At 70.3% G+C, this 21976-nt stretch carries 27 protein-coding genes; 20 read left to right on the forward strand and 7 right to left on the reverse strand.

The features are described 5' to 3' along the window. The first annotated feature begins 4 nt into the window (after window positions 1-4). From rpsK to rplQ, 3 genes are all read left to right on the forward strand, one after another. Window positions 5-394 (forward strand): 30S ribosomal protein S11, encoded by a 390-nt coding sequence (gene rpsK / locus AX721_RS14535; protein WP_012521811.1) that lies wholly within the window; start codon window positions 5-7, stop codon window positions 392-394. A gap of 74 nt (window positions 395-468) precedes the next feature. Beyond that, a complete protein-coding gene (locus AX721_RS14540; RefSeq protein WP_068876710.1) occupies window positions 469-1485 on the forward strand; it encodes a DNA-directed RNA polymerase subunit alpha in 1017 nt (338 codons plus the stop codon). A 175-nt stretch (window positions 1486-1660) separates the two neighbouring features. Then, window positions 1661-2080 carry a 50S ribosomal protein L17 gene (gene rplQ, locus AX721_RS14545; RefSeq protein ID WP_068876711.1) on the forward strand — a complete coding sequence of 140 codons (420 nt, stop codon included), beginning with the start codon at window positions 1661-1663 and terminating at the stop codon, window positions 2078-2080. 61 nt (window positions 2081-2141) lie between these two features. Here the strand turns inward: rplQ and AX721_RS14550 are convergent, their stop codons facing one another. Beyond that, a complete protein-coding gene (locus tag AX721_RS14550; protein ID WP_068876712.1) occupies window positions 2142-2474 on the reverse strand; it encodes a helix-turn-helix domain-containing protein in 333 nt (110 codons plus the stop codon). A 120-nt stretch (window positions 2475-2594) separates the two neighbouring features. Here AX721_RS14550 and AX721_RS14555 point away from each other — a divergent pair, with 120 nt between their 5' ends. The 8 genes from AX721_RS14555 to AX721_RS14590 all read left to right on the forward strand — a co-directional run bounded on the left by AX721_RS14555 (window position 2595) and on the right by AX721_RS14590 (window position 9047). Beyond that, window positions 2595-3296, forward strand: coding sequence for a glutathione S-transferase family protein (locus AX721_RS14555; RefSeq protein WP_068876713.1), 702 nt, complete (start codon window positions 2595-2597; stop codon window positions 3294-3296). Window positions 3297-3352: 56 nt separating this feature from the next. After that, window positions 3353-4564 (forward strand): ectonucleotide pyrophosphatase/phosphodiesterase, encoded by a 1212-nt coding sequence (locus AX721_RS14560; protein ID WP_068876714.1) that lies wholly within the window; start codon window positions 3353-3355, stop codon window positions 4562-4564. Window positions 4565-4646: 82 nt separating this feature from the next. Beyond that, on the forward strand, window positions 4647-5102 hold the full coding sequence (locus AX721_RS14565) for a VOC family protein (protein ID WP_068876715.1): 456 nt from the start codon (window positions 4647-4649) through the stop codon (window positions 5100-5102). Next, window positions 5102-5473: a cupin domain-containing protein gene (locus AX721_RS14570; protein ID WP_068876716.1), complete on the forward strand. Its 372-nt coding sequence runs from the start codon at window positions 5102-5104 to the stop codon at window positions 5471-5473. The genes AX721_RS14565 and AX721_RS14570 overlap by 1 nt, the downstream gene beginning before the upstream one ends. Then, a complete protein-coding gene (locus AX721_RS14575) occupies window positions 5473-5802 on the forward strand; it encodes a helix-turn-helix transcriptional regulator (RefSeq protein WP_068876717.1) in 330 nt (109 codons plus the stop codon). Before AX721_RS14570 ends, AX721_RS14575 begins: the two co-directional genes overlap by 1 nt. Next, entirely contained in the window at window positions 5799-6257 is a 459-nt protein-coding gene (locus AX721_RS14580) for an SRPBCC domain-containing protein (protein WP_068876718.1), read from the forward strand. The genes AX721_RS14575 and AX721_RS14580 overlap by 4 nt, the downstream gene beginning before the upstream one ends. Before the next feature lie 55 nt (window positions 6258-6312). After that, complete coding sequence (locus AX721_RS14585; protein WP_068876719.1) at window positions 6313-7566, forward strand: TCR/Tet family MFS transporter; 1254 nt, start codon at window positions 6313-6315, stop codon at window positions 7564-7566. A 68-nt stretch (window positions 7567-7634) separates the two neighbouring features. Continuing rightward, a complete protein-coding gene (locus AX721_RS14590; RefSeq protein ID WP_068876720.1) occupies window positions 7635-9047 on the forward strand; it encodes a Do family serine endopeptidase in 1413 nt (470 codons plus the stop codon). A 9-nt stretch (window positions 9048-9056) separates the two neighbouring features. Here the strand turns inward: AX721_RS14590 and AX721_RS14595 are convergent, their stop codons facing one another. Further along, window positions 9057-9683, reverse strand: coding sequence for an FMN-dependent NADH-azoreductase (locus tag AX721_RS14595; RefSeq protein WP_068876721.1), 627 nt, complete (start codon window positions 9681-9683; stop codon window positions 9057-9059). 80 nt (window positions 9684-9763) lie between these two features. Between AX721_RS14595 and AX721_RS14600 the strand changes: the two genes are divergently transcribed. The 8 genes from AX721_RS14600 to AX721_RS14635 all read left to right on the forward strand — a co-directional run bounded on the left by AX721_RS14600 (window position 9764) and on the right by AX721_RS14635 (window position 16240). Then, entirely contained in the window at window positions 9764-10204 is a 441-nt protein-coding gene (locus tag AX721_RS14600; protein WP_082765501.1) for a helix-turn-helix domain-containing protein, read from the forward strand. 8 nt (window positions 10205-10212) lie between these two features. Beyond that, on the forward strand, window positions 10213-11520 hold the full coding sequence (locus AX721_RS14605; RefSeq protein ID WP_068876722.1) for a replication-associated recombination protein A: 1308 nt from the start codon (window positions 10213-10215) through the stop codon (window positions 11518-11520). Between the two features lie 66 nt (window positions 11521-11586). Next, entirely contained in the window at window positions 11587-12030 is a 444-nt protein-coding gene (locus AX721_RS14610; RefSeq protein WP_068876723.1) for a hypothetical protein, read from the forward strand. A 9-nt stretch (window positions 12031-12039) separates the two neighbouring features. Continuing rightward, window positions 12040-12771 carry an RluA family pseudouridine synthase gene (locus AX721_RS14615; RefSeq protein ID WP_068876724.1) on the forward strand — a complete coding sequence of 244 codons (732 nt, stop codon included), beginning with the start codon at window positions 12040-12042 and terminating at the stop codon, window positions 12769-12771. A gap of 80 nt (window positions 12772-12851) precedes the next feature. Further along, a complete protein-coding gene (locus AX721_RS14620; protein WP_068876725.1) occupies window positions 12852-13334 on the forward strand; it encodes a hypothetical protein in 483 nt (160 codons plus the stop codon). A gap of 55 nt (window positions 13335-13389) precedes the next feature. After that, window positions 13390-13773, forward strand: a complete 384-nt coding sequence (crcB, locus tag AX721_RS14625; protein WP_068876726.1) for a fluoride efflux transporter CrcB — start codon at window positions 13390-13392, stop codon at window positions 13771-13773. Next, window positions 13770-14747: an RluA family pseudouridine synthase gene (locus AX721_RS14630; protein ID WP_068876727.1), complete on the forward strand. Its 978-nt coding sequence runs from the start codon at window positions 13770-13772 to the stop codon at window positions 14745-14747. Before crcB ends, AX721_RS14630 begins: the two co-directional genes overlap by 4 nt. Continuing rightward, window positions 14744-16240, forward strand: a complete 1497-nt coding sequence (locus tag AX721_RS14635) for a putative 2OG-Fe(II) oxygenase (RefSeq protein WP_068876728.1) — start codon at window positions 14744-14746, stop codon at window positions 16238-16240. The genes AX721_RS14630 and AX721_RS14635 overlap by 4 nt, the downstream gene beginning before the upstream one ends. Here AX721_RS14635 and AX721_RS14640 read toward each other — a convergent pair. Then, entirely contained in the window at window positions 16237-17430 is a 1194-nt protein-coding gene (locus tag AX721_RS14640) for a DUF1501 domain-containing protein (RefSeq protein WP_068876729.1), read from the reverse strand. The genes AX721_RS14635 and AX721_RS14640 overlap by 4 nt on opposite strands. Continuing rightward, entirely contained in the window at window positions 17427-18854 is a 1428-nt protein-coding gene (locus tag AX721_RS14645; protein WP_231733280.1) for a DUF1800 family protein, read from the reverse strand. The genes AX721_RS14640 and AX721_RS14645 overlap by 4 nt, the downstream gene beginning before the upstream one ends. A gap of 75 nt (window positions 18855-18929) precedes the next feature. Here AX721_RS14645 and AX721_RS14650 point away from each other — a divergent pair, with 75 nt between their 5' ends. After that, window positions 18930-19664, forward strand: a complete 735-nt coding sequence (locus tag AX721_RS14650) for an ATP12 family chaperone protein (protein ID WP_231733279.1) — start codon at window positions 18930-18932, stop codon at window positions 19662-19664. 104 nt (window positions 19665-19768) lie between these two features. On the opposite strand, the gene AX721_RS14655 is transcribed toward AX721_RS14650, so the two are convergent. The 3 genes from AX721_RS14655 to AX721_RS14665 all read right to left on the reverse strand — a co-directional run. After that, window positions 19769-20719 (reverse strand): homocysteine S-methyltransferase family protein, encoded by a 951-nt coding sequence (locus tag AX721_RS14655; protein ID WP_068876731.1) that lies wholly within the window; start codon window positions 20717-20719, stop codon window positions 19769-19771. 11 nt (window positions 20720-20730) lie between these two features. Further along, the gene (locus AX721_RS14660) at window positions 20731-21543 is read right to left on the reverse strand and encodes an alpha/beta fold hydrolase (RefSeq protein ID WP_197422582.1); all 813 of its coding nucleotides are present in this window, start codon (window positions 21541-21543) and stop codon (window positions 20731-20733) included. An 80-nt stretch (window positions 21544-21623) separates the two neighbouring features. Next, a partial coding sequence (locus AX721_RS14665; protein ID WP_197422583.1) for a sterol desaturase family protein occupies window positions 21624-21976 on the reverse strand: 353 nt, incomplete at its 5' end.

Genomic DNA, 21976 nt, shown 5'->3' on the forward strand with positions numbered 1-21976 from the left:
CTCGATGGCCAAGGAACCGGCGCGCGTCAAACGCCGCGAGCGCAAGAACATCACGTCGGGCGTCGCCCACGTGAACGCCTCGTTCAACAACACCATGGTGACCATCACCGACGCCCAGGGGAACACGATCTCCTGGTCCAGCGCCGGCCTGATGGGTTTCAAGGGTTCGCGTAAGTCGACGCCCTACGCCGCCCAGATGGCGGCCGAGGACGCCGGCCGTAAGGCCGCCGAACACGGCGTGCGCACGCTGGAAGTCAACGTCTCGGGCCCCGGCTCGGGCCGTGAGTCCGCGCTCCGCGCCCTGCAGGCGGTGGGTATGACGATCACCACCATCCGGGATGTGACGCCCATTCCGCACAACGGCTGCCGCCCGCCCAAGCGCCGGCGCGTCTAGCCGCCCGAGCTACTATTCCCTGACGCCGGTCCGCGGTTCTGCGGCCGGCGATCCTGCGTTTTCGAGGGACACACGTGATCGAACGAAACTGGAATGAACTAATCCGTCCCGAGAAGCCGCAAATCGAGACCGGCGCCGACGCCAGCCGCAAGGCGCGTCTGGTGGCCGAGCCCCTCGAACGCGGGTTCGGCGTGACCCTGGGCAACAGCCTGCGGCGCGTGCTTCTCTCCTCCCTGCAGGGCGCGGCCGTGACCGCGGTGCAGATCGACGGCGTGGTCCACGAGTTCTCCTCGCTGGAAGGCGTGCGTGAGGACGTCGTCGACATCGTCCTGAACATCAAGCAACTGGCGCTGCGCATGCACGCCGAGGGCCCGAAGCGTATGACGCTGCGCGCCACCGGCCCGGGCGCGGTGACCGCCGGCCAGATCGAAGCGCCGTCGGACATCGAGATCCTGAACCCCGACCACGTGCTCTGCACGCTGGACGACGGCGCCACCGTGCGCATGGAGTTCACGGTCCAGACCGGCAAGGGCTACGTCGCCGCCGAGTTCAACCGTCCGGAAGACGCCCCGATCGGCCTGATCGCCGTCGACGCCCTCTACTCGCCGGTCAAGCGCGTCGCCTATCGGGTCGAACCCACCCGTCAGGGCCAGAGCCTCGACTACGACAAGCTGATCATGGAAGTGGAGACCAACGGCGCGGTCAGCCCGGTGGACGCCGTGGCCTACGCCGCCCGCATCCTCCAGGACCAGCTGCAGATCTTCATCACCTTCGAAGAGCCGAAGAAGAAGGTCGAGGGCGAGGCCAAGCCGGAGCTGCCGTTCAACCCGGCGCTGCTGAAGAAGGTGGACGAGCTCGAGCTCTCCGTCCGTTCGGCCAACTGCCTGAAGAACGACAACATCGTCTACATCGGCGACCTCATCCAGAAGACCGAGGCGGAGATGCTCCGCACCCCGAACTTCGGCCGCAAGTCGCTGAACGAGATCAAGGAAGTTCTCGCCGGGATGGGTCTCCACCTCGGCATGGACGTGCCGAACTGGCCGCCCGAGAACATCGAAGAGCTCGCGAAGAAGTTCGAAGACCAGATGTAAGACCCTTTCGCGCCGACTCCGGGACCGCTTCGGCGGTCCGGGCCCGACGAAGCCGCAACAGCGGCGGAGGGCCCCGGCGCTTCGTAGTGACCCAGGCGGGAGCAGGCTGGGACTTGGTTAGGCGGCGTCCATCCATCGGACGCCAAGCGGGTCAGATGACCCAGGAGAATGAGAGATGCGTCACGGCAAAGCCCACCGCAAACTGGGTCGTACGTCCGCCCACCGGACGGCGATGTTCGCCAACATGTCCGCGAGCCTGATCAAGCACGAGCAAATCGTGACCACCCTGCCGAAGGCGAAGGAGCTCCGCCCCTTCGTCGAGAAGCTGGTGACCCTGGCCAAGCGCGGCAACCTGCACGCTCGCCGCCAGGCCATCAGCCAGGTGCGTGACGTTGAACAGGTCGGCAAGCTGTTCTCGGTGCTCGGCCCGCGCTACGCCGGCCGCAACGGCGGGTACATCCGCGTCCTGAAGGCGGGCTACCGCCACGGCGACAACGCTGCGATGGCGGTGATCGAGTTCGTGGACCGCGATCCGGCCGAAAAGGGCAAGGACTCCGGTCCGACCGCCGAAGCCGGCTTCGGCGGCGACGAATAGGCCGCATCGGCGATTGAAATCTGCGAGGCCCCGGAAGGCGACTTCCGGGGCCTTTCGCGTTTTAGGCCGCTTCTTCGGCTTGGCGGGCCTGCGTCTGCGACCACCAGTCGCCCAGCGCGTCGATCACCGGCATCAGCTGCTCACCCGCCTCGGTGAGCGCATACTCCACCCGGGGCGGAACCTCCGGAAAGGCGGTCCGTGAGATGACGCCCGCGTCCTCCAGCGCCCGCAGCTCGTGGGTCAGCATCTGCTGGGAGATCCCGGCGTTGGCCCGACGCAGGGCGTTGAAGCGCATCGGCCCCTTCGAGAGATAGTAGAGGATCAGCGCGCGCCAGCGGCCGCTCAGCAGGACCATCGCCCCCTCGATCGGGCATTCCGAGACGCGATCCAGCATCGCCGTGTTCCTCTCCAAAGGTCCTGCTTTCGTGACCAGGTCAGACTTTTCTGCGTTCTTGGCCGGCCGATTCCATGTGGCTACTTGGGTGTTCCGTTCAACAGCCTGGAGTGCTGATCCATGGAACCCATCCTCGTTTACGGCCACCCGCTGGGCAGCAGCATGGGCCTCGTCGCCGCCCTGGAATGGTTGGGCCAGCCCTACCGGCTGACCCGCATCGACCTGTTCACCGAGGTGCGGGCCGAGCCCTACCTGCGCCTCAACGGCCGCGGGGAGGCGCCGCTGCTGATCACCGACAGGGGCGAGGCGCTTTCCGAGACCCTGGCCATCGCGCTGTGGCTGGAGGGTCGCGACACCGAACGTCGGATCAGCTACGCGCCGGGCAGCCGCCAGGCGGATCTGCTGCATCAGTACATGGCTTTTCTCAACACCGGCTTCACCGCCGCCGTGGGGCCCTACTGGGCGGCCATGGAAGCCCCCGATGCGACGCCTGAAGAGCAGGCGGCTTGGCGGGCGCTCGGCCGTCGCCAGGTCAACGACCGCCACCGCAAGCTGGAGGCGATGATCGGGGCGGGACCTTATCTGCTGGGCGAGCGTCCAACGCTGGCCGACGCCCTGTTCGTTGGCGTCGCCCGCTGGGCGGATTTCCACGAGGCGATCGATCCGGCCGACTATCCGAAGATCGCCGCGCTCAAGGCCCGCCTCCACGACGACCCGGCCGTGCGCTTCGCCGTGGCGCTCGAAGCGGGGGAGCCCGCGACCAGCCCCGCGCTGAAGGGGCACGTGCCGCTGGAGGAACTGACGCAGCGCGCGGCGGCCTAACCGCGGGGGCAGGCGGCGTTGCAGGATCGTCGCGGCGCGCGGATAGGGTGGCGGACATGCTTCGCTTCCTCGCCGCTCTCGCCGCCGTCCTGCTCGCCGCCTGCGCCACGATCCCGACGCCGGCCCGCGACGCCCCGCCGGTGATCCTGGTCTCCATCGACGGGTTCCGGCCGGATTACCTGGACCGCGGCGTGACGCCTGTTCTGTCGGGGCTGGCCGCCGGCGGGGTGCGGGGCGCGATGCGGCCCTCGTTCCCATCCAAGACCTTCCCGAACCATTACGCCCTGGTCACCGGCCTGCGGCCGGACCGCAACGGCATCGTGGAGAACACCTTCGAGGACCCGCGCTGGCCGGGCGAGACCTTCCGGATGTCGAACCGGCAGGCGGTGCAGGACCGGCGCTGGTGGGACGAGGCGACGCCGATCTGGGTCAGCGCCGAGCGGGCCGGGATCGCCACGGCCCCGGTGTTCTGGCCCGGCGCGGAGGCGGCGATCCAGGGCGTGCGGCCGCGCCACTACACCGCGTTCGACATGGCGACGCCGAACGAGGTGCGGGTGGAGCGTCTGCTGAGCCTGCTGGACCTGCCCCCTGCGGAGCGGCCGCGGTTCCTGACGCTCTACTTCGACACCATCGACACGGCAGGACACGACTATGGACCTAGCGCGCCCGAAACCCTCGCGGCGGTCGCCCAGGCGGACGCCGAGATCGGCCGACTGGTGCAGGGGCTCAAGGCGCGCGGTGTCGCGGCGAACCTGATCGTAGTGGCGGACCACGGGATGGCCCCGCTGTCGCCCGACCGTACGCTCTATATGGACGACCACCTGCCGGCGGACGCCTATCGATCCCTGGCGGGCGGAGCGTTCATGACGATCTATCCCGCCCCTGGGCGCGAGCGCGAGGTCGCGGCCGCCCTGCTGAAGCCGCATGATCGTTTCGAGTGCTGGGCCAAGGCCGATATTCCGGCCCGCTTCCACTATGGCAGGAACCCGCGCGTGGCGCCGTTCTTCTGCCTGCCCCAGACCGGCTGGGTGCTGACGACCCGATCCCACAGGCCCAAGAAGCCGGAGTGGGGCGCCCACGGCTTCGATCCCGAGAGCCCCGAGATGGCGGCGGTGTTCGTCGCCCACGGACCCGCCTTCCGCGCGGGCGTGACGCTGCCGGCGTTCGACAACGTCAGCGTCTATCCGCTGCTGGCGCGGCTCCTGGAGGTAAAGCCTGAACCGGGCGACGGGCGGATCGAAGACGTGACGGCCGCTCTGGCCCCTTGACGATATAATTGCGATATGCGTTAAATATTGTCAGATGGCGAAATGAATTGATCGTATCGCCTCGATGCGAGGAGGGCCGAGCATGGCCGATTGGCGATCCCCCCTGACGTCCGCCGTGGTCTACCGCGACCCCAAGGCCGCCTTGAAATTCCTGGAGGCGGCGTTCGGCTTTGAACTGTTCATGCTGATCGAAGACGCCGAGGGGAGCCTCGTTCATTCCGAGATGCGGTTCGGCGATGCTGCGATCATGGTCGGCTACGAGTGGAGCGACGAATACAAGAGCCCGGCATCCGTCGGCGGCAAGGTCACGCAGTCGGTGCACATCCGGGTCGAGACCGACATCGACGCCCACTGCGAGCGGGCGCGAGCGGCGGGCATGGAGATCGTGATGGCCCCGGCGGACCAATTCTACGGCGCACGCACCTATCGCTGCCGCGACCCTGAAGGCCACATCTGGACGGTGGCCCAGGAGGTGAAGGCGGTCAGTCGCGAGGAAGCCGAGGCGGCCACGGGTCTCAAGATCACCGGGTGGATCTGATGCGGCTCGACCTGGAAGATGCCTACCTGAGCCTGGACGGGCAGGGGAGGTTGAACCGCCATCCTGTCGAGGGCTTCTGGGAAACCATCGACGAGAATCCCGACGTGCTCAGTACGCTGGTCTCGGCCTATGTGAGCGAGGGCGACTGGCCGAACTGGGAGATGCATCCCGGCGGCGACGAGGCGTTGGTGCTGGTCGAGGGGCGCATGGCGATCATCCTGGAGAACGCCGACGGCGAGCAGCGCATCGAGATGGCGCCGGGCGCAACCTGCATCGTGCCGAAGGGCGTCTGGCATCGCGCAATCGTGCCGGAGCCAAGCCGCTTCATCGCCATCACCCATGGGGCCGGAACCCAGCATCGGCTCGTCTGATGCCCTCCGCCGCTCTCGATCTGACGTTGGCCGCACTGGCCGATCCGCACCGGCGGCGTGTCGTCGACCTGCTGGCCGAGCGGCCGCGGGCGGCGGGCGAGCTGGCGCGAGAGCTGGCCATATCCGCGCCCGCCATGAGCCGGCACCTGCGGACCCTGCGCGCCAGCGGTCTGGTGGAGGAGAGTCATCCCGAGTTCGATGCGCGGGTGCGCATCTACGCGCTGAGGCCCGAGCCCATGGTCCATCTGCTGCGCTGGCTGGAAGAGAGCGAGCGGCTCTGGAGCGCCCAGCTCCTGGCCTTCAAGACCTATGTCGAGCGGGACGCATGACCTCGAAGGTCTATGTGGCGCTGCGGGTGAAGGCGACCCCGGCGCGGGCCTTCGAGGTCTTCACCCAGGAGATCGGCGACTGGTGGCGGCCGAGCGGCCTGTTCCAGACGACGCCGCGGCCACCCGGCCGCCTGGCGTTCGAGGACCGCCGGCTGATCGAGATCCTGGCCGGCGGCAAGGTCTTCGAAATCGGCAAGGTGCTGGTCTGGGAGCCGGCGGAACGGCTGGTGTTCTCATGGCGGCAGGCGAACTTCCCGCCGGATCTCCACACCGAGGTCGAGGTGCGGTTCGAGGCGGTGGGCGCGGAGACCCGTGTCAGCGTCGAACACCGCGGCTTCCATCAGGTTCCGGCCGAGAGCGCCGCCCGCCACGGCTTTCCGGATCAGGCATTGCTGGCGCGGCTCGCGGAATGGTGGCAGGCGCAGCTGCGCAGTGTGGCGGGGCGCGTCGGGTGACGTCGTTGCGGCGGTTTCGGGTTTGTCCGATGTTGCGGGCTTGAGGGGAAACGACATGAGCGGTGAGACCGCAGGCGCGGCGGCGGGGCGGCAGGCCAGCTTCCGGTTCATCTTCGCCCTGGCGCTGATGAATTCGCTGTCGTTCGGGATCATGATCCCGATCCTGCCCAACCTGATCAAGGAATTCACCGGCGGCGACACCGCGGCGGCCTCCGAATGGAACGTGCTGTTCGCCACCACCTGGGGCCTGATGCAGTTCTTCTGCGGGCCGATCCTGGGTCTGATGGCCGACCGCTGGGGGCGGCGGCCGGTGCTGCTGATCTCGCTGTTCGGCCTGGGCGTCGACTTCCTGTTCATGGCCTTCGCACCGACGCTGTGGTGGCTGTTCGTGGGGCGGGTGCTGAACGGGCTGACGGCCGCCAGCTTCTCCACCGCGAACGCCTATCTGGCCGACGTCACGCCGCCGCAGGACCGGGCCAAGGTGTTCGGCTGGATGAGTTCCGCCTTCAGCTTCGGCTTCATCTTCGGGCCCGCGTTCGGCGGCTGGCTGGGCGAGGTGGACCTGCGACTGCCGTTCCTCGCGGCGGCGGCCATCACCCTGCTGAACTTCCTCTACGGTCTCTTTGTGCTGCCGGAGAGCCTGCCGGCCGAGAAGCGCGCGACGGCGTTCGACTGGCGCAAGGCCAATCCGCTGGGCTCGCTCCGGCTGCTGCGGGCGCATGTCGGCCTGCTGCCGCTGGCGGGCGTCGGCTTCCTGTTCCAGCTCGCCCACATGGTGCTGCCGTCGATCTTCGTGCTGTACGCGGGCTATCGTTATGGCTGGTCCACGGGCGTGCTCGGCATGACTTTCATCGCCACGGGGGTCGCGGGCGTCATCGTCCAGACCCTGCTGATCGGGCCGGTGGTCAAACGTATCGGCGAGCGGAACGCCGTGCTCCTGGGGGCGGCCTCGGGGATGCTCGGCTTCATCTGGTACGGCTGGGCGCCCACCGGGCCGCTTTACCTGGCCGCCGTGCCGGTCTTCGCCTTCATCGGGTTCCTGATGCCGGGCCTGCAGGGCTTGATGACCCGTCGGGTGGGCCCGCATGAGCAGGGCCAGCTGCAGGGGGCGAACCAGAGCCTGCAGGGGATGGCCGCGATCTTCGGCCCGCTGATCTTCGGCGAGGTTTTCGCCTGGTCGATCCGGCACGAGGACTTCCATGTGCCGGGCCTGGCGATCTATCTGGCAGCCGGAATGCTGGCCTTGGCGTTCATGCTGGCCTTTGCGACGGCGCGCCAACCAACGCCGGTGGCGTCGCCGGCGGAATAGGCGTCAAGCTTCGCCATCTTTGCGCCGGAAACCTGGGTAGCGTTCCGCCGTTCGTATTCGGAGACTCCATGCGCGCGCCTCGCGTCCTCATCCCCACGCTCACGATCGCCCTGGCCGCCGGTCAGGCGCTGGCCCAACCCGCCACCTTCGCCGAACCAACCCGCGCCCCGCCCACGAGCGCCGCGGCCATGAAGTCGTCGTTCGCGCCGGTGGTGCAGCGCGCGGCGCCGGCCGTGGTGAACATCTCCGCCAAGCGGATCGTGCGCCAGCAGGTCGACCCCTTCTGGCAGATGTTCGGCCTGGGCGTGCCGCAGGCGCGCGTGGCCCAGTCCCTGGGCTCCGGTGTCATCGTCCGCGCCGACGGAATTGTGGTCACCAACAACCACGTGGTGGAGGGCGGCCAGGAGATCACCGTAGCCCTCAACGACCGGCGTGAGTTCGCCGCCAAGATCCTGCTGGCCGACCCGCGCACGGACTTGGCCATCCTCAAGATCGACCTGCCGGCGGGCGAACGCCTGCAGGTGCTGGCCATGGACGACAGCGGGGACACGCAGGTGGGCGACCTGGTGCTGGCCATCGGCGACCCCTTCGGCGTCGGCCAGACGGTGACCAACGGGATCGTCTCGGCGCTGAACCGGATCACCGACCCGACGGGCGAGGGCGGCTCGGCCTATATCCAGACCGACGCGGCCATCAATCCGGGCAACTCGGGCGGCGCTCTCGTCGATATGGACGGCGACCTGATCGGGGTGAACAGCTTCATCCTCTCGCGGTCCGGCACCTCGTCCGGCGTCGGCTTTGCGATCCCCGCCGCCGTGGTGCGTCGCGTGGTCGAGACCGCCGTGGGCGGCGGCCGTGCGGTGGTGCGGCCGTGGCTGGGCGCCCGCATCCAGACGGTCACCGCGGAGATGGCGCGCAGCCTGGGCCTGCCCTTGCCGCAGGGCGCTCTGGTGGCCGACCTCTACCCCGGCGGACCCGCGGCGCGGGCCGGCCTTCGCCAGGGCGACGTCGTCCTGCAGGCCGATGGGCGGCCGGTGGTTGACGCCGGCGCGCTGAACTACGAGATCCGCAACAGGCGGCCGGGCGAAAGCATCCCGATCGTCGTGCGCCGGGCCACGGGCGGGCCGGACCAGACCCTGACCCTGCGCGCCGAGGCGCCGCCGGCCAACCCGCCGCGCGACGAGCGCACCCTGACCGGCCGCAACCCTTTCGCGGGCGCCACCGTGGTCAACCTGTCGCCGGCCGTCGCGGAGGAGCTGGGCCTGGACGCCCTGACCCAGACCGGGGTGCTGGTGACCAGCGTCGGCGGGGGCCCGGCGCGCAATGTGGGGCTGCGCCGGGGCGACATCGTGCGCGAGGTGAACGGCGTGCGGATGGGCAGCGTGCGCGACCTGGCCGCCGCCACCTCGGCCCAGGTCCGCACCTGGCGGGTCACCATCGAACGCGACGGCCGCCAGGTGACGGCGGTGTTCTCGGGATAGGCGTCGACCTCAGGCCGCTTCGCGCACCGCGCCCAATGCGCCGGCCTGCGCGATGGCGGCCTCGGTCGCGGCCTGCTTCAGGTCGGGGCTGATGTTGACGCCCTCAGCGCCGATGGTCTCAACGTCGGTGACGCCGATGAAGGCGAAGAAGCCGCGCAGGTAGCTCTCCTGGTGCTGCAGGGCGGCGGCGGGGCTCTCGGGGCCGTAGAAGCCGCCGCGCGAGGAGGCCAGGATCAGCCGCTTGCCGCCCGCCAGGCCCTCGGGCCCGGCTTCCGAATAGCGGAACGTGCGGCCGGCCACGGCGAGGTGGTCGATCCAGCTCTTGAGTTGGCTGGGGACGCCGAAGTTGTACATGGGAGCGCCGAGCACCACGATGTCGGCGGCGAGGAATTCCTCGAGAATCGCGTCGGCCTCGGCGACGTCCCGAGTCTGCTGCGGCGTGCGCTGGTCGGCCGGGGTGGCGCGGGCGGCGAGGAGGGCGCCCGACTGGTGCGGGGCCGGTGCGGCGGCGAGATCACGGTAGGTGATCTTGAGGCCGGGATGGGCGGCTTCGAGCGCGGCCACTGCCGCCGCGGAAATCTTCCGGCTGACCGAATGATCGCCGAGAATGCTGGAATCGACATGCAGAAGGTTCATGGGGAGGTCCTCAGGCTGGTATATTTTTGTGACCAGCACTATTTGAGTAACTGCGAGACCCCTCACAAGAAGGCACTTTTTTGGAACCCGCGCACACGCATGTGACCGATGGCGGCCTGTCGCACGACGAGCTGTTCGCGCGTATCGAAGCGCACGGGGTGGCTTCGGTGGCGCATAGCTGCCGTCCGATCACCGACATCCTGTCCCGGATCGGCGACAAGTGGAGCGTCATGATCGTCATGCTGCTGGCGGGCGGCCCGCGGCGGTTCAACGAGATGCGCCGGGCGATCAACGGCATCTCCCAGCGGATGTTGACCCTGACCCTGCGCGGGCTGGAGCGGGACGGGCTGGTGAGCCGCACGGTGTTCCCCACCATCCCGCCGCGGGTGGACTACGAACTGACCGAACTGGGCCAATCGCTACGCAAGCCTATCGAGGCCCTGGGCGAGTGGGCGTTCCGCAACCGTCCCGAAGTCGAGGCCGCCCGCGAGCGGTTCGACGCCGCCGCCGAGCCCAAGTAAGAGACCCCATGGCCGATCTGTTCGAAGCCGCCGGGCTCACGCCGTCGCAGCCGTCGCCGCTGGCCGACCGGCTGCGCCCGCAGCGGCTGGACGAGGTGGTTGGGCAGGAGCATCTGCTGGGCCCCGAGGGGCCGATCCGGCGGATGGCGGAGGCCAGGCGCCTCTCCTCGATGATCCTCTGGGGGCCGCCCGGCACGGGCAAGACCACCATCGCTCGCCTGCTGGCCAAGGAGGCCGGCTACGAGTTCCAGCAGCTGTCGGCCGTGTTCTCTGGCGTAGCGGACCTGAAGAAGGCCTTCGAGCAGGCGCGCACGCGGCGGCTGGCGGGGCAGGCGACGCTGCTGTTCGTCGACGAGATCCACCGCTTCAACCGCGCCCAGCAGGACGGCTTCCTGCCGTTCGTGGAGGAGGGGATCGTCACCCTGGTGGGCGCGACCACGGAAAACCCGTCCTTCGAGTTGAACGGGGCGCTCCTCTCGCGCAGCCAGGTCTATGTCCTGAAACGCCTGGACGACGACGCGCTGGAGATGCTGCTGGGCAAGGCCGAGGCGCACGAGGGCCGCCCGTTGCCGCTTGACGCCGAGGCCCGCGCCGCCCTGCGGGCCATGGCCGACGGGGACGGTCGCTACCTTCTGACCCTGGCGGAGACGCTGTTCAACATCGGCACGGCCAGGCCGCTGGACACCAAGGCCCTGGGGCAGGTGCTGCAGAAGCGCAGCCCCGCCTACGACAAGGACCGCGAGGAACACTACAACCTCATCTCGGCGCTGCATAAGTCGATCCGAGGGTCCGATCCGGACGCGGCGCTCTACTGGCTCGCGCGGATGTTGACCGGCGGGGAGGACCCGCTGTTCATCGCCCGGCGGCTGATCCGGGCGGCGGCCGAGGACATCGGCGAGGCGGATCCCATGTCGCTCGTCCTGGCGAACGCCGCCAAGGACACCTACGACTTCCTGGGCTCACCCGAGGGCGAGATCGCCCTGGCGCAGCTGGTGGTCCACCTGGCCGCGGCGCCCAAGTCCAACGCCGTCTATATGGCCTACAAAGCGGCGATGAAGGCGGCCAAGGAGACCGGCTCGCTGATGCCGCCGGCGCACATCCGCAATGCGCCGACCCGGCTGATGAAAGACCTGGGATACGGCAAGGGCTACGCCTACGACCACGACGCGCCGGAGGGCTTCTCGGGCCAGAACTACTTCCCCGAGGAGATGGAGCGCCGCCAGTTCTACCAGCCGCGCGGCGAGGGGTCCGAAGCGCGGATCAAGGAACGTCTGGAGCGCTGGGCCGCGCTGCGCCGCGAGCGCGGGGGCGACTGACGCCGACCATTGTTCCGCGAACTGAGCGGGCATAGGCTGCCTCCCAAGTCCACGGGAGGGACAAGAATGACCGAAACGATCGACACCGGCCGGCCGGCCGTGCCCTGGCACTTCTGGCTCGTGACCCTGGTCGCGCTGCTCTGGAACGGGTTCGGCGGCTACGACTACACGATGAGCCACCTGCAGGGCGAAGCCTACTACCGCCAGATGGGGATGACCGAGGCCCAGATCGGGTACATGGCGACCTATCCGGTGTGGATGCACGCCGTCTGGGCGGTGGGAGTCTGGGGATCGGTCCTGGGCTCGCTCCTGCTGCTCGCGCGCAGCCGCTGGGCGGCCTATGCGTTCGCCGTCTCGACCCTGGGGGCGGCCGGGGCGCTGGTCTACAACATCGCCACGCCCGGCCTGCTGGACGCGATGAGCCCGGTGATGCCGACGGTGATCGTGGTGATCTGCGTCGCCTTCGCCTGGTACGCGTGGGTGATGACGAGCCGGGGCGTTCTCCGCTAGACCCGCCATGTGAAGCCCGTCAGTCCCATCCAGCTCTCGCGCGACGAGATCGAGTTCGTGCGCGGGCTGGTGCTTTACGAGGACGCCGACATCTTGGCGCTGAACAAGCCCGCGGGCTTGTCCAGCCAGGGCGGGCGGGGGCAGGTGCATACGCTGGATGAACTTCTGTGGGCCTTCGCCCGCTCGGGGAAGGCGCGACCCCGGCTGATCCATCGTCTGGACCGCGACACCTCGGGCGTGATCCTCACGGCCAAGACCAAGCCGGCCGCAAGCTTTCTCGGCAAGGCGTTGATGAAGCGGCGCTTTTCCAAGGCCTACCTGGCGATCGTCACGCCTGGTGCGCCGGAGCCGAAGGGCGGCCGGATCGACCAGGCTCTGCGCCGGGACGAGCAGGGGCGGGAGGCGTACATGCGGCCCTGCGCACCCGACCATCCGGACGCCGAGACCGCCGTCTCGCGCTATCGGACCCTGAAACACACCGAAGTCGCCGCCCTGCTGGAGCTGGATCCCGAGACGGGCCGGATGCACCAGCTTCGGGTCCACCTGGCCCACATCGGCCGTCCGATCGCCGGCGATCCGCGCTATGGGGGCGCCCTGGTGGTGGGCGGCCATCCCGTGCCGCGGCTGATGCTGCACGCGACGGCGTTGAAGTTCCCGCACCCGGCCGGCGGTGAGAAGCGCCTCGAAGCGCCGCCGCCCGCGGACTTCGCCGCCCTGGTGACGGCGCTGGGGCTGGGCTGACGGAACGGCGCCGCCAAACGCTTCGTTTTGGCGTACAAGCATCGGAAGGGACACGCCTTTCCGAGTTTGGACCGTTTACCATGAAACGCCTCGTCGTCGTCGCCGCCGCCCTCTCGCTGGCCGCCTGCGCCACCGCGCCCACGCTGTACCAGCCCGCCGCCGGGCCTCAGGCCGTGGGATACTCCGAGTACCGGATCGAGCCCGGACGCTACCGCGTGACGTTCCGCGGCGGACCCGGCGCGCCGCCGCAGCAGGTGATGGACTACGCCCTGGTGCGGGCCGCCGACCTGGCGATCTCCGACGGCTACGACTGGTTCCGCGTGGCCGACCGTTTCACCGAGGGACGCCCCGACCGCGGGCCCCGCGTGGGGGTGGGCGTAGGCGGCGGCGACTACGGCTATCGCAGCGGAGTGAGCCTCGGCGTGGGAACGACCTTCAACCTCGGCGGCGGGCCCTCGCTGTCGACCACGATCGAGGTGGTCATGGGACGCGGCGAGCGTCCGCGCGGCGCCGACGTCTATGACGCCAGGGCGCTCCGCCGGACACTGGGCGAGCGCATCTAGCCGCCGCCAACCGCGACGTTGGCAAAAGCGGCCGCGCCGTCGCATAAGGCGCGGGATGCAGACTCTCCTCCTGGTGGCGGCTGGCGGCGCGACGGGCGCGGTGGCGCGCTATCTCCTCGGCACGCAGGCCATGCGGTCGCTGGGCGGCGGCTGGCCTTACGGCACCTTCGCGGCCAACATCCTGGGCGGCCTGCTGATGGGCGTGCTGGCCGGAGTGCTGGCGATGCGGGGCGGGGCGGACCAGGAGAAGTGGCGCCTGCTGCTGGGCGTGGGCGTCCTGGGCGGCTTCACCACCTTCTCGGCCTATTCGCTGGAGGTCGCCCTGCTGATCGAGCGGCGCGCCTACGGCCAGGCGGCGCTCTACAGCCTGGGTTCGGTGGTTCTCTCGGTGCTGGCGCTGTTCGCCGGCCTGATCCTGATGCGGCGGTTGCTGGCGTGAGGGAGGTCCGCACCCTCTATGTGGACAAGGGCGAGGACGGCGTGCGCCTGGACCGCTGGTTCAAGCGGCGCTGGCCGCACCTGAACCACATCCAGATCCAGAAGCTGACCCGCTCAGGCCAGATCCGGGTGGACGGCGCCCGGGCCAAACCGGACACGCGGCTGTCGGCCGGCAGCCAGGTCCGGGTGCCGCCGCTCCCCGACGCTCCGCCGCCGCGCGAGAAGGGTCAATTGGACAGCCGGGACGCGGCCTACGCCAAGAGCCTGGTGATCTACGAGGACGAGGAGGTCCTGGCCCTGAACAAGCCCTCGGGCCTGGCGGTGCAGGGCGGCACCAAGACGCTGAAGCACGTGGACCGGCTGCTCTCGGCCTGGGGCGAAGGGCTGGAGCGGCCCCGCCTAGTCCACCGGCTGGACCGCGACACCTCCGGGGTCCTGGTGCTGGGCAAGTCCCCGGCCGCGGCGGCGAAGCTCGCGGGCGCCTTCGCCAAGCGGCGGGCGCAGAAGATCTACTGGGCCATCGTGGCGGGGTTTCCGAAGCCGGGCGAAGGCGTGCTCGACCTGCCACTGGCCAAGAAGGGCGTCGGCGACCGCGAGATGATGGTCCCGGCCGATCCCAAGGACGAGCGCGCCGAGACCGCCGAGACCGAGTTCGTGACCATCGCCCGCGCCGGTCCCCGCGCCGCCTGGATGGCGCTGTGGCCGCACACGGGCCGCACGCACCAGCTGCGCGCCCACATGCTGGCCATGGGCCATCCCATCCTGGGCGATCCCAAATACAACACCGAGGCGTCGGTGGAGCTGTCGCAGGGACTGAAGCTGCAGCTCCACGCACGCCGCCTGATCCTGCCGCACCCGTCCCGCGGAACCCTGGCGCTGGAAGCTCCCATCAGCCCCGAACTGCGCGCCGGCTTCGAACGCTTCGGCTTCGACGAGCACGAGGCCGACCCCGAACCTTTCAAGAGGCGACGTTGAGCATCGAACCCCTGGACCGGGCCAAGGCCCTGCTGGACGAGGGCCGGCTGGAGGAGGCCCTGGCGATCACCACGCCGCTGGCCGACCATCCCGAACCCAGCCACCGCGCGCTGGCGATCCACGCCACGGCGCTGAAGGCAGTCGGGCGGCGCGAAGAGGCGCTGGTCTTCGACGAGCGCGCCACCATGCGGTTCCCGTCCAGCGGCGTGGCCTGGCACAACATCGCCGCCACCCTGGGCGACCTCGGCCATGGGGCGGAGGCGGTGGAGGCGATGAGCCGCGCCTTCCGCCTGGGCGTCGACGGCGCCCTGAGCTGGGGGGTCATGGCGCGGGCCAAGGCCGCGGCGGGCGACCTTGACGGCGCCGAGCAGGCCTATCTGGAAGCGTTGAAGCGCGCCCCGGGCCGGGCGGAGACGGCGGCCGAGTACGCCGACGTGGTCTGGATGCGGCGCGGGAACATCGGCGAGGCCCAGGCCGTGCTGGACCGCTGCGCCCATGCCGGCGGTCCGCCTGCGCCGCTGCTGCTGACCAAGGCGAAGCTGTATGAGGCTGCGGGCGAGCTGGACAAGGCGGCTGAACTGCTGGCGGTCGCGGCCGAGCGCCTGCCGGACGATGTTGCGCTGACCATGGCCGCGGCCCAAGCGGCGCTGGAGCGGGGCCGGTTGGACGAGGCCGAGCGCCTGGCCCTGGCCGCGGAGGCGCGCCTGCCGGACTCGCCGGGCGTGCTGAACCAGCTCGCCATCGTCTATCTCGCCACGGGCAAGGCGGACCTGGCGCTGGAGAAGGCCCGGAAGGGACTGGCCTTCGCGCCTGACAACCAGTCGCTCTGGGGCTGGGCGGCGACCGCGGCGCGGGCCGTGGGCGATCCCCTGTACCGCGAGCTCTACGACTACGACGCCATGGTCGGGGTCTACGACATCGAGGCGCCGGCGGGCTGGGACAGCCTGGAGGCCTATCTGGCCGATCTCGCCGCGGCGCTGGACCGGATCCACCTCTACAACCAGCACCCATCGTCTCAATCGCTGCGGCACGGAAGCCAGACCACCTATCGCCTGACCGGCTCCAACGACCCGGCGATCAAGGCCTTCTTCAAGGCCATCGACAAGCCGATCCGCCAGCACATCGCCGGCATGGGCGAAGGGACCGACCCGGTCCGGTCGCGTCGCAAGGACGGCTACCGGATCGAAGGCGCCTGGTCGGTGCGCTTGAAACCGGGCGGCTTCCACAAGGACCACTTCCATCCCGAGGGCTGGCTGTCGTCGGCCTTCTATGTGGAGACGCCGGACAGCGCGCTGGACCATCCCGACCGGCAAGGGTGGATCAGGTTCGGCCAGCCGCCGTTCCACACCGAGCCGGCTCTGCCCGCCGAGCACTTCGTCCGGCCGAGGCGCGGGCGGCTGGTCCTGTTCCCGTCCTACATGTGGCACGGCACCGTGCCCTTCACGACCGACGAGCGCCGGATGACGATCGCCTTCGACGCGGTGCCTGCCTAGACGAGTCCGGAGGCCGGCCGCACGTCCGCGCTGTCCGGGAAGATGGCGGTGTCGAGCGTTCGGCGATCCATGCCCAGGTGTTCGGCGAGCAGACCCTTCTGCAGGGCCCGCAGGTCGAGGGCGGGATAGAGGTCGCGATCCTCGTAGAGAGCCGGCCGCCGCAAGGTCGGCCAGTCGCCGACGATGCCGCCGGGCCTCAGCGCGCCGCCGAGGAGGAGTGAGGCGGACCCCGTGCCGTGGTCGGTGCCGCCGGTGCCGTTGGCGCGCACGGTGCGGCCGAACTCCGTGACCGCCAGGACCACCGTCTCGCGCCATGCGGGCCCCAGCCCGGCGTGGAGCCCATCTACGAGCGCGTCGAGGGCGGCCAGCCGCGCGGCCAGCAGCGGCCCCTGATTGGCGTGGGTGTCGAAGCCGTCGAGCGAGACGGCGGCCAGCTGCGGACCACCGGGCGCCCTCAGGAAGCCGGCCAGCGCCTCGCCCATCGCCCGGGCGGCGGCCGCACCCTGGGCCGCGCCGGCGCGGGCGCCCGCGCCCGACATGGTCCGGCTCGCCGCCCCGCTTTCCCTGGCCATCGCCTCGGTGGTGAGCCCTCGGGCCAGGGCAGGCCCCAGCAAAGGATCGTTCCTGTACAGGTCCTGCAGCAGCTTCGGCAGGCGCGCCTGGGCGTCCACAGCCCGACCCGGAGACCACGACGCCGCCGGCGCGGGCCCCCGCAGGATGAGCGGCGCCGTTGGCCCGACCGAGATCGCCTCGATCCGGCCGGCCTTTGACAGCGCCTCCACGACGCGGTTCAGCCAGCCGGAAGAGGCGGCGTACACCCCGCCGGCGCCGGTCTCGAGCACGTCCTGGGCCTCGAAGTGCGACCTAGCCCGATCGGGCGTGGCGACAGCCGGGGCGATGCGGGCCTGGCCGGCCTGGGCCAGCCGGTGGACGGTGGCAAGGGCGGGGTGGAGCGCGAACGTCCCGTCCAGCCTGAGCGCCCCGTCGCCCAGGGCCAGGGCGCCTCGCAGGGGCCGGTAGTCGGGGTCGCCGACCGGCGGGGCTGTCGACAGGCCATCCATCCCGCCACGGCAGACGACGACCACGAACTTGCGGTTCGCCGGCAGGGCCGCGTGGGCGGCGCGCGCCAGCAGCGGCAGGGCGAGGCCGGCGGCCGCGAAGGCTCGGCGGGAGAACATGGGCGCGGTCATCGGCGCTGGAACTCCGGGGTCATGAGGAGGAGGGCGACGGCTTCCGGGCGGGATTCGGCCCGCCCGATGGCCGCGGCGGAGGCGGGCAAGAGCCGCGCGCCCAGAGCCTCGCGGGCCAGCGCTGTCGGGTCCTGCACGCCGGGACCCAGGGCGGCGCCCATCGCCTGGGCGAACTGCATCCGCTTCACCAGGGCGTCGGACGCGGCCCAGGGCGCGGCCTCGTCCGGCCAGCCCTTGGGCGACGGCGCGCCGAACGGGCGCTGGCCGAGGGCGACCAGGGCCGCGTTCACCTGGCCCAGGTTCCCGGGCCCCTGGCCCAGGGCGCGGTAGCTGGAGATCACGAACTCATAGGGCGTCTTGAACTTGGCGGCCTGCGGCGACCAGGCCTCGGGCGCCTCGATGAGCGTCTCGGCCACGCGGGCCAGATCGCCGTCTGTAGCACGCCACGTCGCTTCTAGCCGCGCCACGAGCGCCGGGGGAGCATCGTCGGCCACGAAATGCCGCGCGATCTTGGCGCAGACGAAGCGGGCGGTCTGGGGCTTGGTCGCGAGGTCGGCGAGGATGGCCATCGCTTGCGCCCTGCCGTCGTCGGGGTAGCGGACGTCCATCACCGTGCGCTGGCCCGGCTCGTGCGTCTGGGGCCGGAACACCACGCCTTCCAGCCCGGCCTCCCGCGGCCCGGCGATGGAAAGGCCCGTCAGGGCGCGGGCGAACTCGGTGACGTCGGCCTGGGCATAGCCGCCGTCCACGCCGACCGTGTGCAGTTCCAGGATCTCGCGCGCCAGGTTCTCGTTGAGCCCGAGGTTCCGGCGGGGCCGGCCATCCGGCTGGCCCGCGCCTCGCCGGCCGCCGCCGCGGCGCTGGACCGATGCCGCGCGGCTGTTGGGCCCGACCGACTGCGCCTGGTCGAGATAGAGGAGCATGGCCGGATGGGTTTCCGCCGCCACCAGCAGGTCGGCGAAGCGGCCGAAGACGCGGGGCCGGATCGCTTCGACCTCATAGGGGCCGACCAGGCCCGCGACCTGCGCCTTGGTGGCCGAGACGGTGAAGTGGTTGGCCCAGAACAGGGCCCAGCGCTCGCGGAACCCGGCGTCGGTGTCGGTGGCGAGCTGCAGCCGCGCCAGCACGTCGCCGGCCGCGTTCTGGCGGATGAACTGCCGCGCCATCTTCACCGGGTCGCGCGCGCCGTCCTCCGCTGCGGCCCCGGTCCCGGCCATCGACCGCTGCCGCCGATACGCGCGGAACTCGGCGAGGCGCTGCGACGAGCTCTCTCCACCGGTCGCGAACAGGTCTGCGCCGTCGGGGCGGATCTGCGCCTTGAGATAAGCGCGTGGGTCGCGGGCGGCCGCGGCGATCTCGCCCGGACGAGCGCCCAGGCCGAAGCGCGTCACGGCGATGGCGGCGTCGATGTCGCTCTGGCTCACGCTTCCTCCTTGCGGCCGGCGCGTTTCGTCCCCATTCCACGGCCGCATCGACGCGTTCCGTCGGGAGAAAGAAGCTTGGACCTGCGCAAGGGATTTCACGAACCGGCCGAGAAGCCGCGCCGGTTCTACAAGACGGTGACGGTGATCGAGGCTGGCGGCGGCTGGCAAGTCCAGCTCGACCACCGCAACCTGCGCACGCCCAAGGCTTCCCTGATGGTGCTGCCGACCCAGGCCGTGGCCGAACAGGTCGCCGCGGAATGGTCGGCGCAGACGGACGTGATCGAGATGGCGACCATGCACGCCACGCGGCTCGCCAACACCGCCATAGAGACCATCGGCGGAAGCCGTGACGGCGTGGCCGACCAGGTGGCGCAGTACGCGGGGGCCGATCTCCTCTGCTACTTCGCCGACGATCCCGCAGCCCTGCTGGCGCGGCAGGAGGAGGCCTGGCTGCCGGTCCTGGCGCGGGCGGCGGCGGAGGAAGGGCTCCACTTCGAGCGTTGCACGGGCATCGTCCACAAGGCCCAGCCGGGCGAGACGCTGACGAAGGTGCGGGAGATCGCTCTGTCGCTGGACGACTTCCAGCTGGCCGGGCTGGCGTTCGGCGTGGCGCTGTTCGGCTCGGCGGTGCTGGCGGTCGGCCTGCTGCGCGGCTGGATGAGCGGCGAGGCGGCGTTCGATCTCTCCCGTCTCGACGAGGCGTTCCAGGAAGAGAAATGGGGAGTCGACGCCGAGGCCGCCGAGCGCACGGACTGCCTGCGCGGCGAGGCGGCGATGCTGGACCGCTGGTTCCGCAACCTCGGAGCCTAGAGGCGTCAGGGGGCGCGGGTTGACCTCGGGGCCGCTCGCGTGCGGCCCCGAGATCGCCCGAAGGCCGGGGGGATTGAAACCCTCGGGCTGTCAGGTTGGCCCGGTCAGGCCGGGACGGCGACGCAGGCGCGGCTCATGGCCTTCACGTGGCGGTGGTCCGTGCCGCAACAGCCGCCCAGGACGCGGATGTGCCCGTGGCGCCGGAGCAGGGCGGCATGCTCGTGGCCGAGCTCGGCCGGGTCGCCATCGTCGAGGTCCGGCGCCTCGTTCAGCTCCTGGTGGCTGCGCTTGCTGGCGTTGGCCCGCAGGCCGGCGATCCGGCGGACCCAGGACTCCCCGGTTTCGAGCGCGCCGGCGAAGTGGGTCGGATGGGCGCAGTTGAGCATGTAGTAGGCGGGCGCATCGCCGGTCACCGCGTCCACGGTCAGGATCGCCTCGGCCAGGGTCTGGCCGGTGGGCAGGCGTCCGTCGGTCTCCACCGTGAACGAGATGGCGACCGGCAGGCCCACGGCGTCCGCGGCCCTGACCACCCCGATGGCCTCGGGGATGTTGGTCATGGTGATCGCGCCGATCATGTCCGCGCCCGCCGCCGCGAAGGCCGTCGCCTGGCCAAGGTGATAGGCGCAGGCCTCGTCGGCGGTCATGGTCTCTCCGGGATCGTAACCATCGCCCCGCGGCCCGATGCAGCCCGACACCACCATCTGCGGGACGCGGCTGCGCCAGGTCTCGCGAAGGTCGCGCAGGAGCCGGATGGCGTCGCGGTTGAACAGTTCCAGCTCGCCGGGCGCCAGGCCGAGCCGCGCCGCCCAGTCGGGACTGGCTCGCCAGGTCGGCGCTTCCAGGACGAAGCCCAGCCCCTGGGCCGCGGCGATCTCCAGGTAGCGCTCGTAGTAGCGGCGCAGGGTGGCGCGCCCGGCGTCGTCCTTGAGCAGGACGAAGGCCGCGAAGTGGGGCAATTCGAGACCCTCGTGGAAGATGAGGGTCGTCTCCAGGCCGCCGTCGGTGAGGAACAGGCTGTCGCCCAGCTGGGGCAGGTAGGTCTTCTTGATGGTCATGTCGGTTTCTTTCAGGCCGCGGCGGGCGCGATGTGGCGTTGGATGAAGACGGCGATCAGCTCGGCCGCGCGGGCTGGCTCTTCCCAGTGCGGGTCATGGCCCGTGCCCTCGAAGACGATCAGCGCGGAGTCGCGGATGCCGGCCAGCAGCCGGTCCTGGTCCGCCCGGGTGACGAAGCCGTCCTGGTCGCCCCATAGGAGCAGGGTCGGCGCCTGGATCTGCGGAAGGTCGGGGCCGAGGTCGTCGGCCATCAGGTCCTCGAAGATGGCCTTCCAGGCGTGGGCGGGCAGCTTGCAGGACTCCGCCGTCACCAGATCCAGCAGCTCGGGCGCGATGGGCCGGGCGATTGTGCTCTCCTGGAAGGCCCGGGCGAACGCCGGGTCGATCGGATCGCACAGGCCCTTGATGGCCTCGTCGTAGAACGCCTCCACCGCCGGATTGCCCTTGAGGCCGGGGAAGGCGCCTTCGAGCACCAGGCCGGCGACCCGTTCAGGGTGTTTCATCGCTAGGCGCTGGGCGACAATGCTGCCCATCGAGTGGCCGAACACCACGGCCCGGCGGACACCCAACTTGTCCAGCGCGGCCACGGCGTCGCCGACGAAGGCGTCGGTGGTGTAGGGGCCGGCAGGCTTGGAGCTGTCGCCGTGGCCGCGCTGGGTGAGGGCGATGACGCGCACGCCCTTGGGCAGGTGCTCCATCATCGGCCGCATGGAGAGCAGGGAATCGCTCAGGCCGTGCAGCAGGAGGAGCGGGACCCCGGTGGGGTCGCCGGACTGGAGAACGTCGACTTCGACGCCGGTGGGAAGGGATAGACGGGTGCGCATGAAGGCGGCCTTTGAAGGTTGAGGTTGAATGAGGAACTCCCGCGGCTCGAGCGGCGGATGGAGATCGGCTGGCGGCAGCATCACCGGGCGGCCTGCGGCGTGAGCCCGCGTTCGCCGCCGGCCACGTCACGGCCGACCAGCAGATCGAGGGTACGGTCCGACGCGCCGTCGTAGAATCCGGCCTGGCCATTCCAGGTCCTGGGGTTCCGATAGGTGCCGAACACCATGTCCCAGATTGGAATGTCGCCGTAGTTCCAGCGGTGCACCCCACGCTCGTGATGCAGGCTGTGCATCTCGGGCCGGGCGATGAACCACCCCAGCCAACGCGGGGTCTTCAGGTTGGCGTGCTGGAACAGGGCGCAGAACGTCGCGGCCAGGAAGGCGATCAGCACCGCCTCGGGCGAGAAGCCGAAGGCGAACACCAGTGTGAAGC

Source organism: Phenylobacterium sp. CCH9-H3 (assembly GCF_001557235.1).
GTDB lineage: Bacteria > Pseudomonadota > Alphaproteobacteria > Caulobacterales > Caulobacteraceae > Phenylobacterium.

Excerpts from the sequence above, each read along its gene's own strand:
- rpsK (WP_012521811.1), top strand. The coding sequence starts at position 5 with ATGGCCAAGGAACCGGCGCGCGTCAAACGCCGCGAGCGCAAGAACATC.
- rplQ (WP_068876711.1), top strand. The coding sequence starts at position 1,661 with ATGCGTCACGGCAAAGCCCACCGCAAACTGGGTCGTACGTCCGCCCAC.
- AX721_RS14550 (WP_068876712.1), bottom strand. The coding sequence starts at position 2,474 with ATGCTGGATCGCGTCTCGGAATGCCCGATCGAGGGGGCGATGGTCCTG.
- AX721_RS14555 (WP_068876713.1), top strand. The coding sequence starts at position 2,595 with ATGGAACCCATCCTCGTTTACGGCCACCCGCTGGGCAGCAGCATGGGC.
- AX721_RS14560 (WP_068876714.1), top strand. The coding sequence starts at position 3,353 with ATGCTTCGCTTCCTCGCCGCTCTCGCCGCCGTCCTGCTCGCCGCCTGC.
- AX721_RS14565 (WP_068876715.1), top strand. The coding sequence starts at position 4,647 with ATGGCCGATTGGCGATCCCCCCTGACGTCCGCCGTGGTCTACCGCGAC.
- AX721_RS14570 (WP_068876716.1), top strand. The coding sequence starts at position 5,102 with ATGCGGCTCGACCTGGAAGATGCCTACCTGAGCCTGGACGGGCAGGGG.
- AX721_RS14575 (WP_068876717.1), top strand. The coding sequence starts at position 5,473 with ATGCCCTCCGCCGCTCTCGATCTGACGTTGGCCGCACTGGCCGATCCG.
- AX721_RS14580 (WP_068876718.1), top strand. The coding sequence starts at position 5,799 with ATGACCTCGAAGGTCTATGTGGCGCTGCGGGTGAAGGCGACCCCGGCG.
- AX721_RS14585 (WP_068876719.1), top strand. The coding sequence starts at position 6,313 with ATGAGCGGTGAGACCGCAGGCGCGGCGGCGGGGCGGCAGGCCAGCTTC.
- AX721_RS14590 (WP_068876720.1), top strand. The coding sequence starts at position 7,635 with ATGCGCGCGCCTCGCGTCCTCATCCCCACGCTCACGATCGCCCTGGCC.
- AX721_RS14595 (WP_068876721.1), bottom strand. The coding sequence starts at position 9,683 with ATGAACCTTCTGCATGTCGATTCCAGCATTCTCGGCGATCATTCGGTC.
- AX721_RS14605 (WP_068876722.1), top strand. The coding sequence starts at position 10,213 with ATGGCCGATCTGTTCGAAGCCGCCGGGCTCACGCCGTCGCAGCCGTCG.
- AX721_RS14610 (WP_068876723.1), top strand. The coding sequence starts at position 11,587 with ATGACCGAAACGATCGACACCGGCCGGCCGGCCGTGCCCTGGCACTTC.
- AX721_RS14620 (WP_068876725.1), top strand. The coding sequence starts at position 12,852 with ATGAAACGCCTCGTCGTCGTCGCCGCCGCCCTCTCGCTGGCCGCCTGC.
- crcB (WP_068876726.1), top strand. The coding sequence starts at position 13,390 with ATGCAGACTCTCCTCCTGGTGGCGGCTGGCGGCGCGACGGGCGCGGTG.
- AX721_RS14640 (WP_068876729.1), bottom strand. The coding sequence starts at position 17,430 with ATGACCGCGCCCATGTTCTCCCGCCGAGCCTTCGCGGCCGCCGGCCTC.
- AX721_RS14655 (WP_068876731.1), bottom strand. The coding sequence starts at position 20,719 with ATGACCATCAAGAAGACCTACCTGCCCCAGCTGGGCGACAGCCTGTTC.
- AX721_RS14660 (WP_197422582.1), bottom strand. The coding sequence starts at position 21,543 with ATGCGCACCCGTCTATCCCTTCCCACCGGCGTCGAAGTCGACGTTCTC.